The 14,409-nt window shown below is 36.0% G+C and carries 11 protein-coding genes and 3 pseudogenes; 5 read left to right on the forward strand and 9 right to left on the reverse strand.

Features of this window, described 5'->3' with window-relative positions:
* Positions 1 to 38: 38 nt before the first annotated feature.
* From CP357_RS07600 to CP357_RS07635, 8 genes and pseudogenes are all read right to left on the reverse strand, one after another.
* Positions 39 to 311 carry a hypothetical protein gene (locus CP357_RS07600; RefSeq protein ID WP_098036980.1) on the reverse strand — a complete coding sequence of 91 codons (273 nt, stop codon included), beginning with the start codon at positions 309 to 311 and terminating at the stop codon, positions 39 to 41.
* 122 nt (positions 312 to 433) lie between these two features.
* Positions 434 to 1,429 carry an aldose epimerase family protein gene (locus tag CP357_RS07605; protein WP_098036981.1) on the reverse strand — a complete coding sequence of 332 codons (996 nt, stop codon included), beginning with the start codon at positions 1,427 to 1,429 and terminating at the stop codon, positions 434 to 436.
* 118 nt (positions 1,430 to 1,547) lie between these two features.
* The gene (locus CP357_RS07610) at positions 1,548 to 3,011 is read right to left on the reverse strand and encodes a UDP-glucose--hexose-1-phosphate uridylyltransferase (RefSeq protein ID WP_098036982.1); all 1,464 of its coding nucleotides are present in this window, start codon (positions 3,009 to 3,011) and stop codon (positions 1,548 to 1,550) included.
* Between the two features lie 21 nt (positions 3,012 to 3,032).
* A complete protein-coding gene (locus CP357_RS07615; RefSeq protein WP_098036983.1) occupies positions 3,033 to 4,199 on the reverse strand; it encodes a galactokinase in 1,167 nt (388 codons plus the stop codon).
* 252 nt (positions 4,200 to 4,451) lie between these two features.
* Positions 4,452 to 4,808 (reverse strand): annotated as a pseudogene (locus tag CP357_RS07620) (beta-galactosidase); the annotation flags it as partial.
* Positions 4,809 to 4,817: 9 nt separating this feature from the next.
* Entirely contained in the window at positions 4,818 to 5,072 is a 255-nt protein-coding gene (locus CP357_RS07625) for a PTS glucose transporter subunit IIA (protein WP_306424289.1), read from the reverse strand.
* A pseudogene (locus CP357_RS07630) lies at positions 5,060 to 5,680 on the reverse strand (MFS transporter); the annotation flags it as partial. The gene CP357_RS07625 and the pseudogene CP357_RS07630, both read right to left, overlap by 13 nt.
* Before the next feature lie 193 nt (positions 5,681 to 5,873).
* Entirely contained in the window at positions 5,874 to 6,881 is a 1,008-nt protein-coding gene (locus CP357_RS07635; RefSeq protein ID WP_087176775.1) for a LacI family DNA-binding transcriptional regulator, read from the reverse strand.
* Positions 6,882 to 7,107: 226 nt separating this feature from the next.
* Between CP357_RS07635 and CP357_RS07640 the strand changes: the two genes are divergently transcribed.
* The 5 genes from CP357_RS07640 to CP357_RS07655 all read left to right on the forward strand — a co-directional run bounded on the left by CP357_RS07640 (position 7,108) and on the right by CP357_RS07655 (position 12,192).
* The gene (locus CP357_RS07640; protein ID WP_098036984.1) at positions 7,108 to 8,994 is read left to right on the forward strand and encodes a glycoside hydrolase family 2 TIM barrel-domain containing protein; all 1,887 of its coding nucleotides are present in this window, start codon (positions 7,108 to 7,110) and stop codon (positions 8,992 to 8,994) included.
* Positions 8,978 to 9,934 (forward strand): beta-galactosidase small subunit, encoded by a 957-nt coding sequence (locus CP357_RS07645; protein WP_061204852.1) that lies wholly within the window; start codon positions 8,978 to 8,980, stop codon positions 9,932 to 9,934. The genes CP357_RS07640 and CP357_RS07645 overlap by 17 nt, the downstream gene beginning before the upstream one ends.
* A 102-nt stretch (positions 9,935 to 10,036) precedes the next feature.
* Entirely contained in the window at positions 10,037 to 11,029 is a 993-nt protein-coding gene (galE, locus tag CP357_RS07650) for a UDP-glucose 4-epimerase GalE (protein WP_098036985.1), read from the forward strand.
* Between the two features lie 132 nt (positions 11,030 to 11,161).
* On the forward strand, positions 11,162 to 11,455 hold the full coding sequence (locus tag CP357_RS10605) for a LacI family DNA-binding transcriptional regulator (protein WP_233187237.1): 294 nt from the start codon (positions 11,162 to 11,164) through the stop codon (positions 11,453 to 11,455).
* 20 nt (positions 11,456 to 11,475) lie between these two features.
* The gene (locus CP357_RS07655) at positions 11,476 to 12,192 is read left to right on the forward strand and encodes a substrate-binding domain-containing protein (protein WP_233187238.1); all 717 of its coding nucleotides are present in this window, start codon (positions 11,476 to 11,478) and stop codon (positions 12,190 to 12,192) included.
* On the opposite strand, the pseudogene CP357_RS07660 reads toward CP357_RS07655, so the two are convergent.
* Positions 12,185 to 14,361: pseudogene (locus CP357_RS07660) on the reverse strand (alpha-galactosidase). The gene CP357_RS07655 and the pseudogene CP357_RS07660 overlap by 8 nt on opposite strands.
* Positions 14,362 to 14,409 lie beyond the last annotated feature (48 nt).

A 14,409-nucleotide genomic window follows, 5' to 3' on the forward strand; every position in this document is an offset into this window, starting at 1 on the left:
ATCAGTGCTTTAAAAGTCTAATATTAATTGTCAATGTCTTAACTTAATGACATTGATTTAAGAACTGTTCCCTTCGGAATCAAAGTGACCTGGCCATTTTGTTTTAAAGCCACTTTCTCTCCATTTGCATCCCGCAACTCATCTAGATGAACCTGTTTACCATCTTTGCGATAAGCATAAGAAGCAATTTTCAGAGTAAACGTATTATTTTGCGTTTCTTGTGCTGCTTGAACAACTGGAGTCTGCTTTACTAAGAACGGAGTACTGACTCCCAAGAGTGCAGATATAATAATCACTTTTCCTAAACGCATATAGTTACCTCGTTTCATAAACTATAGCTAAATTATACTATCTTAAGAAAATTCTTACTTGTATTAAACACTGAGACAAGCAAAAAAAGGATTGGAAATAATTAATTTCCAATCCCATATTTTTACTCAAATTTCCAACTTACATTCCGCTTGAATTCTTCATTTGGTAATAACGTAATGCGCCCCAAATCATTGCCTTCAGCCGGTTGGATTTGTGCTTCAAAAGTAATTCCCGCATATTGGCCGAAATCAGAGGTATATTTTCCAGTATGATCAAAACCATTTCCAGTATAAATAATCAATGATGGTGCATCAGTATTCACGATCACCTTATGATCTGCAGAACTTAACACTGCACCAGGTTGATTACCATTTAAAATAAATGGATGATCCATGCCTCCTCTGTCTTTGATTTGAGGATCGTCAGCTTCCAAAGCATCCCCTACACGCTTAGTCTTTCTAAAATCAAAAGCAGTGCCAGCAACTTCTTCCATTCCACGATCAGGCATTCCAGAGTGATCAACTGGCAAATAATAATCAGCATTCATTTTTAGCTTAAGATCTTTGATATTATCTTTTTCACCTAAGGTAAAGTAAACATGATTTACCGGATTAAAAATAGTTAATTGGTCACTCACCGCATTAATTGAATAATGCAAAGTATCATCATTGTCCAATTCATATTTGACATGAATCTTTAAATTGCCTGGATAATCATTATGACCATCTGGATCAAATAACGTTAAATCTACTCGTGCACTGTTTTCATCACAAGAAGGTTCAAAATCCCATACTTCAGTATCTGTACCAATTCCGCCATGAATGTGATTCTCACCTTCGTTGATTGGCAATTGATGAATTTCAAGACCATGTCTCCATTGACCTTTTCTGACTCTACCGGCAATTCGGCCAACTGTACCACCTAAATAATTTCTTTCTTGAGAATAATCAGCTGGTGAATTTAATGACAAAATCATATTCTTGTCGTTAAGCAAAACTTTTTCTAGCGTTGCACCATAGTTAAGTACCTTAACAACCATGCCGTTGTCATTTTTTAAACTAATTTCACAAAGATCTTTGCCATCTTTTCGACCATATTTATTAAAACTTGTTTTCATGTTCTCGCCTTTTCTTTTTTGTATTCGCTTTCATTAATATTATAAAGTATTTCTTATCAATAACATATGCGTTACCGGTAACAAAAAGCGAGACCCTCAAGATCTCGCTTCAATTACTTTACTTAATCTTTTTGGTTAAAGCTGTAATAAATTTATCCCAGCCTTCATCACCGTCTGCATCATTCTTAAACACGCCAGCATCTTGAAGAACTTGTTCAAATACTTCGACAAGTGATTGCTGCATTACTTGATCAACATTGTCCCAGCTAATTTCGTTTTCAGCCTTAACTTGATCAGCCCATTCTTTATGACTAGCAGCCATATTGTTATCTTCACCCAGCCAGTATTTCTTTACTTCTTCAAGTTCACTCTTAAGACGTCCTGGCAAAATAGCACGACCCATTACTTCAATTAAGCCGATGTTTTCCTTCTTAATGTGCCATAACTTTTCGTGTGGGTGGAAAATGCCCAAAGGATATTGATCACTAGTATTGTTATCACGCAAAACTAGATCGAGCACGAAGTTCTTGCCTTCACGGTGCATGATTGGCGTTACCGTGTGGTGACGAGTCTTACCATCGTAAGCTTTAATGCTGCGTGCAGTGTCTGAATAGTTATCCCAGAATTTGATAATCTTTGCACCAAGGTCAATTAAGTCAAGTGAATTTTCACTAGTTAAACGCAAGTCGCTCATTGGCCAGTCAACGATCCCAGCCATTACAGTTGGGTATGAATCAAAGACAATGGTCTTCTTGATGCCTGCCTTCATCATTGGGAAGGTATGACGACCACCTTGGTAGTGCTCATGTGCTAACATTGAACCACCAACAATTGGCAAGTCAGCGTTAGAACCAACGAAATAGTGTGGGAAGATCTTTTCAATTTCAACCAAGTTAATTAATGTTTGTTCATTAATTACCATTGGAATATGCTTTTGATCTAAGAAAATACAGTGTTCATTAAAGTAAGCATATGGTGAATATTGGAAGCCCCATGGACGACCTGCGATATTCATACGAATGATTCTTAAATTAGAACGGGCATTTTTACCATAGCCACCTAAATAACCTTCATTTTCAAGGCAAAGTGCACATTGAGGATACTTCTTGCCTGTTGCATGTGCCGCTGCAGCAATAGCCTTAGGATCTTTTTCAGGTTTAGATAAATTAATCGTAATTTCTAAGCCATGACCTTTTGAGCTAGTGCCGGAGAAGACAACATTTTTGGCAATAGCCTCTTTTTTAACATAATTATTGTCTTCACATAATTTATAAAACCAATCTGTAGCCTTCTCTGAAGACTTTTGCATTTTTTGCCAGAAAATACTATTGGTCTTAGATGGTGTTGGTGTAGCTAAATCATAAAGTTGATCATTTAATACTTCACGTGAGGTGATATCGTCAGGAATTTTTTCATTTTTAACGGCCAAGTCAACTAATTGCTTGGCAGCTGGCTTATCGTTTTCTTCTTCATCATGATCACCAACTAATCCTCTAATTTTGTTAATAACATATACTCGATCTAATGGCTCGTAAGCACCGCTATTAATAACTTCATCCGCAAATTTTTCAATAACCTTCATAACTTTCCCTTCTCACACTAATTAAATTCTCTTAGTACCATCAACGATTTCTGCATCATAGAAGCTAGCATCATAACCGATTGTATCGCGGTAAATCTTACCAACATTCTTCTTAAAGTTCTCAGCCTCTGACTTCTTAACAATAGCAATTGCACTACCGCCAAAGCCACCGCCGATCATTCTGGCACCGAGCACTCCAGGTTGTTGCCATGAAGCTTCTGCCAAAGTATCGAGCTCTTTACCAGTTACTTCATAATCATAGTGAAGAGATTCGTGAGAAGCATTAATTAAACGACCAAGTTTTTCAAGATCGCCGTCTTTCATTGCTTGAGTTGCACGTAAAGTTCTTTGATTTTCACTAACTGCATGACGCGCACGTTTAATTTCTGTTTCATCATTGATGAGGTAAGAATATTCATCAAAAGTATCGTTATCAAGTTCACCTAATGCCTTAATATCAAGCTTTTGTTGCAACTTTTTAAGAGCACGACCACATTCAGCAACCCTATCATTATAAGCAGAATCAGCTAAAGTATGTGGTTTGTTAGTTGCCATGATAATAATTTCGTAATCGCCTAATGCAAGTGGCATGTATTCATACTTTAAGGTGTTGCAGTCTAAGAAAATTGCACTATCTTTTTTACCCATAATGCAGGCAAATTGATCCATAATTCCTGAATTTAAGCCGATAAATTCATTTTCAGTTCTTTGACCCATCTTGGCTAGGCTAACGCGATCAACGTTTAAGTTAAATTCATCTTTCAAGATGATTCCCATTAACATTTCAATGGCAGCACTTGATGAAAGACCTGAACCTGATGGCAAATTAGCTTCGATATATAAGTTAAAGCCATGATCAATGCCATTATATTTCTCACGTAAATAAGTGATCATACCCTTGAAATAGTTAGCCCAGAAACGGTCTTTATCTTTTTCAGCAGTTGTATCATCAATATCAAATTCAACGATCTCGCCATCTACGTTGCCTGAATAAAGACGCACTTTTTTGTCTTCTCTTGGACCATAGACTCCATAAACACCTAAACTGATTGCGGCCGGAAAGACGTGTCCACCGTTGTAGTCAGTGTGTTCTCCAATTACATTAATTCGACCTGGAGAGAAAAATACGTCCTTTGCCTTTTCGTTAAAAGTTTCTTCGTATTTCTTAAGTAGTTCTTCTTTATTCATAGTTTTTACCTCAAGTTTTATTCTGTAATCGTTTTCAAGTATTAGTATATACTCTTAGCTCTATTTAGTAAATAGTTTACTTAAATAAATAAAGTATTTATGTAAAATGAAAAAGAAGCCAAGTATTAAGCTCGACTTCTCAAATATATGGGAAAAATTTTTTAAAACGTTATTTAGTTAAAATCTGGACATCCCACCTTTCTATCTTTTTATTTGCCTTTTTGCCAGTTAAAATATCCTGGTATCCACTAAATTTTTGCTATTCGGACAAAAGTTATGTCGCTGCCCAAAAACGTGTCGTCTCCCCTGATAATCAACACGAGCAACATCCGGATATTTCTTAAACATCCAGGCTGGCATTGCAGCCGTCGAAGTTCCCATGACAATTTTAAAGTTAGCTTCAGATAACTCCTCAACAATCTTATCCAACTTTGAAAAATCAAATCTATCCTCTTTGGGCTCAAGCAGTGCCCATGAAAAAATATTAATCGTTGCCGAATTAATTTCCGCCTGCTTAAAAATATGAATATCCTTAGACCAAGTTTCTTTAGGCCATTGATCTGGATTATAGTCTCCACCGTATAAAAAATCAGTTAATGTTTTTCCCATTTTCTACCTCTACTTAAACTGTACATCAGCCACCTTTTGACCATGTTCAACAATTTTTCCTGCTGAAATTTTACTCATTTTTTCTACTCTACCAGGTTGGGTATAGAAAATTACTATTGTATCTTTGTAACCATTTTTAAGAGCTAAATCACGATCAAATTCTAATAGCAGTTCTCCTTTTTTAACCGTTTGTCCATCATCATAATATGATCCAAAACCTTCACCACGCAAATTTACTGTTCCTAGACCAAAAAGGCAAACCAACCCGGAGCACCCTCTTCATGCTTGCCAGTCATAGCATAAGTTACCCCAGTAACTAATGGCACAACGATAATAGTTAAGCCGTTCCAACCAATAGCACCTGAAAAAGTTCCTAAAGCAGTATAAATACCGCGGGCATGTGAATCTTCACTTAAGGCTGGAATCATGCCCCAATATGAAACATCTGACAATGAATAAAAAACATCAAAGCCGATATAAATGATCACAAATAAAATTGCAAATAGGATCCAACTTTTATGTGCTAAACCAAAAATACCGGTAAACAGAATTAACAATAATGCGGAACTGGCAACCGTACCAATAAAAATCCAGGGCTTAAACTTACCCCACCTTGTCTTGGTATTATCAACAATATTTCCTAAAACTGGGTCAATTACCAATTCTACAATTCTTACTAAAACCATCAACGCAGTAATTAATCCAATTAATTTATCTGCAACCGAATGATCCAGACCCGTAAACATGGCACTAGTGATAAAAATAATAAAATACGTACTCATTACGCCATAGAATGCGGCATGTCCTAAGTTACCCAAACAAAAGGACACATAGGAAATGATTTGTTTTCCTGAAACTTTACGATTATTCATCTTTTTTCTTCCTCCCAAATGAACCACTGTAATCGCTTACATGAAAGCAATATACGCTCTTTTGTTAACTAAATAAATCTTTTATTTATTATTACTAAAATATTTACTTTAAGAGCAAATAAAAAGAGAATGTGGGCTATTCACATTCTCTTTTTTATTTCTTATCAAAAAATATTTTTCTTTACTAAAAAATTTACTTTTCTTGGGGAACGAAGCTTTTTCGTACTACCAAATTAGTATTCATCCGGATATCAATCTTTGGTCGATCTGGACGGATAATTAAACGAGTCAAAGTATCAAGTGCCATATCAATCATTTCTTGTTGATTAATGTTGAAGGAAGAAAGTGGTGGCGAAACATATTTAACTACATTACTGTTATTAATACTCAAGATCTTAGTATCCTTAGGCACATTTACGTTTTCTTCGTTAAAGGCTTGTAAAACGCCAACTGCCAAGGTATCAGATGCGATCAAAAATGCTTCAGGTAAATCATTTTTGTATTTAGCTAAGACTTGTTTTCCCAATTTATAGCCATTTTCAACACTAAACGGTCCTTCAACACATGTCCATTTAGTATCCATACCTCTAGTTTTCATGTATTCAACGAAAGTAATTGAACGCAAATCATTTTCCTGAATATGATCATGCTTAGGACCGACACCACCAATAAAACCAATCTTATCAATGCCATTTTTGATAAACAAATCGATAGCATTTTTAACTGTCAATGGCAGATTAGGACGAATAGAATCAAATAACTCTGGAGCTGGATTTGTATCAACAAAAACACCATTAGGCAAAACTTTGTGTAACTTTACCAACTGTGCATTTTCAATTGGCTCTGCCCCTACTCCGATGAATCCTTGGAACAAAGACGCATTCTTGATCAAATCCTCTATGTCGTAAAAAGTTTTCATCTTCAGTGCATCTCGTTCCACCGTTGATACCAAAGCCTGCTTTAGTGAAGTAAAATACTCATCTTGTAATTGTTCCTTATGATTTACTCGATAAAGCAAAGCAATTGTTGGCTTAATTTTCTTTTCTTGATGATCTTCCCAATAGCCTAGTCTATTAGCAATCTCCAAAATCTTATTTTTAGTATCTGCAGTAATAGACAGGTTCGGATCATTATTTAATAAACGTGATACTGTTGCAGGAGAATAACCTGATTCCAGTGCAATTTCTTTAATTGTTGTCATAATTATTTCTTTTCTTTTTTATAAATTTTCTATCTTTATTATACAAAACATTTACTAAATTCCAATAAATAAAGTTTTAGTTATCTGCATTTACTAGGGCTTTGTAGCTAGTAAATTTTCCTGGCGAGCTGGAATAAATTCTTTATTTAATCTAATAAATACGTTACTTAGGTGCTATAATAAAACCGCTTTCAAGATATATTTTTAATAGAAACTAGGTCAGATCATGCAAGCAACCATTAATTGGTTAGACAACCCTGAAGTTTTCAGAGTTAATCAATTACCCGCTCATAGTGATCATCCCTTTTACAGAGATTATCGTGAGTGGCAAAAACAAAATAGCAGCTATCAGCAAAGTCTAAACGGACAATGGAGATTCCATTTTTCTCCTAATCCGATGGACCGCCCAAAACATTTTTATGAGCGAAGTTTTGACTCTTCAAATTTTGATTCGATCTCAGTTCCAAGCGAAATTGAATTAAACGATTATACTCAAAATCAATACACCAACATTTGGTATCCTTGGGAAGGCAAAATCTTCCGCCGTCCTGCCTACGCTCTAGATCCTAATGATCCTGAGGAGGGCTCTTTTAGTCAAGGTAAAGACAATACAGTTGTTTCATACATAAAGCAATTTGATTTAAAACCTGCTTTACTTGGAAAAAACGTCCATATTAAATTCGAAGGCGTTGAAAGAGCAATGTACGTATGGCTCAACGGTCATTTTGTAGGCTACGCTGAAGACAGCTTCACTCCTTCAGAATTTGATTTAACACCATACATTCAAGCCAAAGATAACCTTTTGGCAGTAGAAGTCTTTAAACACAGCACTGCTTCATGGCTGGAAGACCAAGATATGTTCCGCTTTTCCGGTATTTTCCGCTCAGTTGAATTGCTTGGCATCCCTGAAACGCATTTAAATGACATGGATCTTAAACCACGAGTTGCAGATAACTATCAGGATGGTATTTTTAATCTTAAACTTCATTTTACTGGCAAAAAGACTGGTTCAATTCATCTACTAGTCAAAGATGTTGTGGGTCATACCCTTTTAGAGAAAAAAGAAGCTCTTAAAGAAAACATTCAAATCAATGATGAAAAATTCGAAAACGTTCATCTTTGGGATAACCATAATCCATATCTTTATCAACTTTTAATTGAAGTTTATGATGAACACCAAAATCTGCTTGAATTAGTACCCTTCCAATTTGGTTTTAGACGAATTGAAATTAGCTCAGAAAAAGTTGTTCTATTAAACGGCAAACGTTTAATCATCAATGGAGTTAACCGCCACGAATGGGATGACAAGCGTGGCCGCAGCGTAACCATGACTGATATGACAACTGATATTAATACATTTAAAGAAAATAATATTAACGCAGTCAGAACATGTCACTATCCAAACCAAATTCCGTGGTATTATCTTTGCGATCAAAATGGGATCTATGTCATGGCTGAAAACAACCTTGAATCTCATGGTACTTGGCAAAAGATGGGACAGACTGAACCTTCTTATAATGTACCTGGCTCTATTCTGCAGTGGAAGGAAGCGGTAATTGATCGGGCACGCAATAATTACGAGACTTTCAAAAATCACACTTCTATTCTATTTTGGTCACTTGGGAATGAATCCTACGCCGGTGACAATATCATCGCAATGAATGAATTTTATAAATCACACGATGACACACGTTTGGTTCACTATGAAGGGGTTGTGCATCGTCCTGAATTAAAAGATAAAATTTCTGACGTTGAAAGCTGTATGTATTTGCCACCAAAACAAGTTGAAGAATACTTACAAAACGATCCACCGAAACCATTTATGGAATGCGAATACATGCACGATATGGGCAACTCAGATGGTGGCATAGGTTCATACATCAAGCTGCTTGATAAGTACCCACAATACTTTGGCGGCTTTATCTGGGACTTTATTGATCAAGCATTATTAGTTCACGATGAAATCAGTGGACAGGATGTCTTACGTTACGGTGGCGACTTTGATGATCGTCACTCCGATTATGAATTCTCTGGCGACGGTTTAATGTTCGCAGACCGCACACCCAAACCAGCAATGCAGGAGGTTAGATACTACTATGGATTACACAAATAAAAAATTGCATATTATTTACGGCGATGGCACATTTGGCGTGAATGGCCAAGATTTTCAATATATCTTTAGTTATGAGCGCGGCGGACTTGAATCTTTAAAAGTACACGGCAAAGAATGGCTTTATCGTGTACCTACTCCCACTTTTTGGCGAGCAACTACAGATAACGATCGCGGCAGCGGATTCAATCTAAAGGCCGCTCAATGGCTCGGAGCCGATATGTTCACTAAATGTACTGATATTCATTTAAAAGTAGATGAACATGATTTTCCTGAATTACCTATTGCTCCATTTAACAATAAATTCAGCAATCACGAATATGCAAGCAGTGCTCAAATTTCATTTACTTATCAAACTTTAACTATCCCTGCAACAAATGCAAAAATCATCTATAATATTGATGATGTCGGTCACATTAAAGTCACGATGCATTATTATGGTAAGAAGGGATTATCACCCTTACCTGTGATTGGTATTCGATTAATTATGCCAACTGCCGCTACTGGATTCGATTATGAAGGTTTATCCGGCGAAACTTATCCTGATAGAATGGCCGGAGCTAAAGAAGGTCGTTTCCATATCGATGGATTACCGGTTACCAAATATCTGGTTCCGCAAGAAAATGGCATGCACATGCAAACTAAAAAGTTAGTTATTAACCGTGAAGCCACTCAAAATAATTCTGATCAAACAAATGAAAAATTTAGTTTATCAATTCTACAAGATAAAAAGCCATTCAATTTTAGTTGTTTGCCTTATACCGCTGAAGAACTCGAAAATGCCACCCATATTGAGGAATTACCACTTGTTCGCAGAACTGTGTTAGTAATTGCAGGTGCAGTTCGAGGCGTTGGCGGCATCGATAGTTGGGGCTCTGATGTTGAGAGTGCTTATCATATTAATCCAGAATTAGATCACGAATTTTCATTTATACTCAATTAATTTTAAGCATTTTATTGAATTTAGTAAATCATTTACTAAATTGTGTGTTACAATGTAATCGATTTCAGTAAAAAGTTAACAACTATTAAAGGAGTTATACACATGAAAGTTTTAGTTATCGGTGGTGCGGGCTATATCGGCTCACATGCTGTTCGTAAATTAGTTAAAGAAGGCAATGACGTTGTTGTCTTAGATGCTTTGTACACTGGTCACAGAAAAGCTGTTGATCCTAAAGCCAAGTTTTATCAAGGCGACATCGAAGATACTTTATTAGTATCAAAGATTTTGCGTGATGAAAAGATCGATGCAGTAATGCACTTTGCAGCTTACTCACTTGTTCCAGAATCAGTTAAAAAGCCTCTTAAGTACTACGACAACAACGTTACCGGTATGATTTCATTATTACAAGCTATGAATGATGCCAACGTTAAATACTTAGTCTTCTCAAGTTCTGCCGCAACTTATGGTATTCCTAAGAAATTGCCAATCACAGAAGACACTCCACTTAACCCTATCAACCCATACGGTGAAACCAAGATGATGATGGAAAAGATCATGGCTTGGGCTGACAAGGCTGACGGCATTAAGTACACTGCCCTTCGTTACTTCAACGTTGCTGGTGCTTCAAGTGACGGTTCTATCGGTGAAGACCACGCTCCAGAAACTCACTTGATTCCAAATATTTTAAAGAGTGCTATTTCTGGTGATGGTAAATTTACTATCTTTGGTGATGATTACAATACTAAAGACGGTACTAATGTACGTGACTATGTTCAAGTAGAAGACTTAATCGATGCTCACATTTTGGCATTGAAGCATATGATGAAGACTAACAAGTCAGATGTCTTCAACTTGGGTACTGCACATGGTTACTCCAACCTTGAAATTTTGGAAAGTGCTAAGAAGGTTACTGGTATTGATATTCCTTATACTATGGGACCACGTCGTGGCGGTGACCCTGATTCACTTGTTGCTGATTCAACTAAGGCAAGAACTGTTTTAGGCTGGAAGCCAAAACACGAAAATGTTGATGACGTAATCGCAACTGCTTGGAAGTGGCACAAGGGCCACCCAAAGGGTTACGAAGATAAATAAGATTATTATTTCTATACAACACACTGTCTAAACTATTTTATTATCTAAAAAAACACGCTTTAATAGCGTGTTTTTCTTTGGCTTCATTTAAAATGTTATAATTACGAAAAGAAGAAATATGAGGTGGCTTTTATGGCAAGTATTAGAGATATTGCGCGGATCGCTGGCGTTTCACCTGCAAGTGTATCCCGCATTTTAAATAATGATCCTACTTTTCACATTAATGACGAAGCAAGAAAACGTGTAATTCATGTAGCAAACAAACTGCATTACAGCAAAGGCAAGAAAAAGCGGGGCCCTAAACAAAATGATCCGCAACTTTCAATTGCATTAATTATGCGTCATGACCATGCACGAGAAATAGATGATCCATATTTTCTTAATATGCATATGGGGATTATGATGAAGCTAAAAAATGGCATTTAAGAATTGATCAACCTTTTAAGATGAATGATCAAGAAAAAGATTGGTCTATTTTAGCTAACTACGGAGCAGTATTAATTGAAGGTGAAATGACGCCTGAAGCTATAAAATCGATTCAAACCATCAATCACAATGCAATTTTTCTCGATGTCAACACTAATATTCTTAACTGCAATATTATTCGAAATGACTTCGTAGAAAAAACTACTTACATCTTGGATCTTCTTCATTCTCTTGGTCATGAAAATATTGTTTATATTGGTGGTAAATCTTCCATTATGGATTTAGACGGAAAAATCACTACTGAAAAATGCGACTTGAGAGAAACTCGTTATATTTCCTGGATGAAATTGCACAACTTGGATCAATATTGTCACTCTTTTATTACCGATTGGTCTGCAGATTCCGCTCTTAAAATTACTGATCAAGTCATTCAATTGAAAGAGCGGCCTACAGCAATTGTAGTGGGAAGCGATCCAATGGCACTAGGCGTTTACAAAGCTCTTAACAACCACCATATTTCTATTCCTGATGATATTTCAGTCGTAAGTTTTGATGATGTTGATATCAATCGCTTTTTAACTCCTACTCTTTCCAGTGTTTATATGGATACTAAAGAAATGGGTAAAACTGCAGTCCGTCTTGCTAAAGATTTAATTACTGAAAATATCAGTATTCCTCTAACTGTTACTTGTCACGGCAACTTAAATAAACGTGAATCAATCAAGGCAATCAATTGACTGCTTTAAAATGATACATTTTAGCCACAAAATCTTGATGGGCCACCTCATCATAAATACCTGTGTCCATTAATTCATCGCCACCGATTATTTCATTGGTGGCGATATTTTTATAATCATATTCTGGATTCAAGCCAGCTAATTTAGGCTTAGTAAAGCTAGGCTGAGCTGAACTCAGAATATTTACTACAGTTAAAATTACATCACGTTTATCTGAACTAACTACTTCCCAAGCAGTCTGATTACTATTAAATGGCGACTTCAAACGATATAAAGTGCCAAATTGAGTAAGCTTTCTAATCTACTTATATAAAGTTATTTGCTTTTTAACTTCTTCTTTTTCATCATCATTCAATTTAGTTAAATCAAGTTCATAGCCTAGGTCTCCCCACATAGCTACAGCACCCCGTGTAGCTAATGGTGTTACTCTACCATTTTGTTCATTTGGACACACGGAAACATGTGGGTCATCAATGATTGCGGATAAACTAGACTTGTACCATATTGGATCTTTAATCTAGCAATCGCATCACTATTATCACTAGCCCAAATTTGCGGTGTGTAATAAGCCATACCAGCATCAAATCTACCGCCACCACCAGAACATCCTTCAAACAAAATATTAGGATATCTGGTCGTCAATTTTTCAAGCAAATCATATAATCCTAAAATATAACGATGATATGCTTCACCCTGCTCATCTGGCGTTAAATCTGCTTCATAAATGTCTGAGATATGACGATTCATATTCCATTTAATATAATCAATTTGATTTTGATCTAGGATCTTAACCATCTGGTCAAAAATATTTTGTCGTACTTCTTTCCTCCCTAAATCAAGCACATATTGGTGACGATCTGGATTAGGAATTCTATTAGGAACATGCATCAAATAATCGGGATGTTTTTTATATAATTCAGAATCATAGGAAATCATCTCTGGTTCAAACCAAATACCAAATTTTAATCCTTGATTATGTACATAATCAATAAAATGACTCAAACCAGTAGGAAACTTTCTCTGATCGACAAACCAATCGCCTAAAGATGAATTATCCGCATCCCTGTGTCCAAACCAGCCATCATCCAAGACAAACATTTCAATCCCTAAATCCTTAGCTTGATCAACAATTGCTTGTAATTTCTTTTCATTAAAATCGAAATACGTTGCTTCCCAATTATTAACCAAAATAGGTCGAACCTTATTTTTGAATTTACTGCGAATAATATGGTCAAAAATCACTTGATGAAATGTCTGGCTCATTTGATTTATGCCATTTGGAGAATAAGTCATCAAAACTTCCGGAGTCTGAAAATCTTCATTTGGCTCCAGTTTCCAATCAAAATTAAAATCATTTATCCCAATATTTAAACGGATTTGATTAATTTGATCTTTCTCAAGTTCAAACATATGATTACCTGAATAAACAAAAGTAAAACCATATGCGTCTCCTGCAAATTCATCTGTATTAGGTCTAACTAAAGCAAGAAATGGATTCATCTGATGACTGGAAGCGCCACGATGACTAACATAGACGCGAATCCCCTGATCAATCTTGCTTCTTTGCAGATGACGTTCATTGGCATGCGCTCCGGGCAAGGTAATTGCTTCAAAATCTTCATTGCCAAAATCAATTTGCATTGAAGCGGCTTTTCTTAAGTGAACGACTTCTTCTCCAGAATTAATTATTTTTACAGCTCTAGAAATAACTGGTAAATCTCTAAAAATTGTATAAAACAATTGATATTCCACCTGAGTTAATTGATCTTCAAGAGTAACAATCAAAGTTTGGGCTTCATCTTCGTCTTTAACCCAACTATGTGGCAAACCATTCAATTTTGGCTTCCCTGCAACTATTTCATAACTCTTATATCTTAACAAAATAGAATTTGAACCATTTTTTTGATATAAAACCGTTGCTGGTGTGCGATAATCCATTTCGCCTGCACTACTATATTCTTCAGGCAAAGTATCACGAGAAAACTCACGTCCTGGTACATCAGCCAAATTGCCTGAAAAGCCTCGAAGCAAACGGGGATATTTTAACTGTCCATGATATTTTCGAATTCTTTTACCAAAATATAAATGAGCTAAAGTAGCTCCCTGTTCCACTGAAAATAAATATGATATTTGTTTATTGTGTAAATGAAAAACTTTATTTTCCCGGATTTAAAATTGAAGTGCAACACTAAGTGTTAAACAAAAAGGCCATGAAGA

This window comes from Lactobacillus sp. UMNPBX6, from assembly GCF_002553975.1.
Lineage (GTDB): Bacteria > Bacillota > Bacilli > Lactobacillales > Lactobacillaceae > Lactobacillus > Lactobacillus gallinarum.

What these genes read in the sequence shown, in the direction of transcription:
- CP357_RS07600 (WP_098036980.1), bottom strand. Translation starts at nt 311, where the DNA reads ATGCGTTTAGGAAAAGTGATTATTATATCTGCACTCTTGGGAGTCAGT.
- CP357_RS07605 (WP_098036981.1), bottom strand. Translation starts at nt 1,429, where the DNA reads ATGAAAACAAGTTTTAATAAATATGGTCGAAAAGATGGCAAAGATCTT.
- CP357_RS07610 (WP_098036982.1), bottom strand. Translation starts at nt 3,011, where the DNA reads ATGAAGGTTATTGAAAAATTTGCGGATGAAGTTATTAATAGCGGTGCT.
- CP357_RS07615 (WP_098036983.1), bottom strand. Translation starts at nt 4,199, where the DNA reads ATGAATAAAGAAGAACTACTTAAGAAATACGAAGAAACTTTTAACGAA.
- CP357_RS07635 (WP_087176775.1), bottom strand. Translation starts at nt 6,881, where the DNA reads ATGACAACAATTAAAGAAATTGCACTGGAATCAGGTTATTCTCCTGCA.
- CP357_RS07640 (WP_098036984.1), top strand. Translation starts at nt 7,108, where the DNA reads ATGCAAGCAACCATTAATTGGTTAGACAACCCTGAAGTTTTCAGAGTT.
- CP357_RS07645 (WP_061204852.1), top strand. Translation starts at nt 8,978, where the DNA reads ATGGATTACACAAATAAAAAATTGCATATTATTTACGGCGATGGCACA.
- galE (WP_098036985.1), top strand. Translation starts at nt 10,037, where the DNA reads ATGAAAGTTTTAGTTATCGGTGGTGCGGGCTATATCGGCTCACATGCT.
- CP357_RS10605 (WP_233187237.1), top strand. Translation starts at nt 11,162, where the DNA reads ATGGCAAGTATTAGAGATATTGCGCGGATCGCTGGCGTTTCACCTGCA.
- CP357_RS07655 (WP_233187238.1), top strand. Translation starts at nt 11,476, where the DNA reads ATGAATGATCAAGAAAAAGATTGGTCTATTTTAGCTAACTACGGAGCA.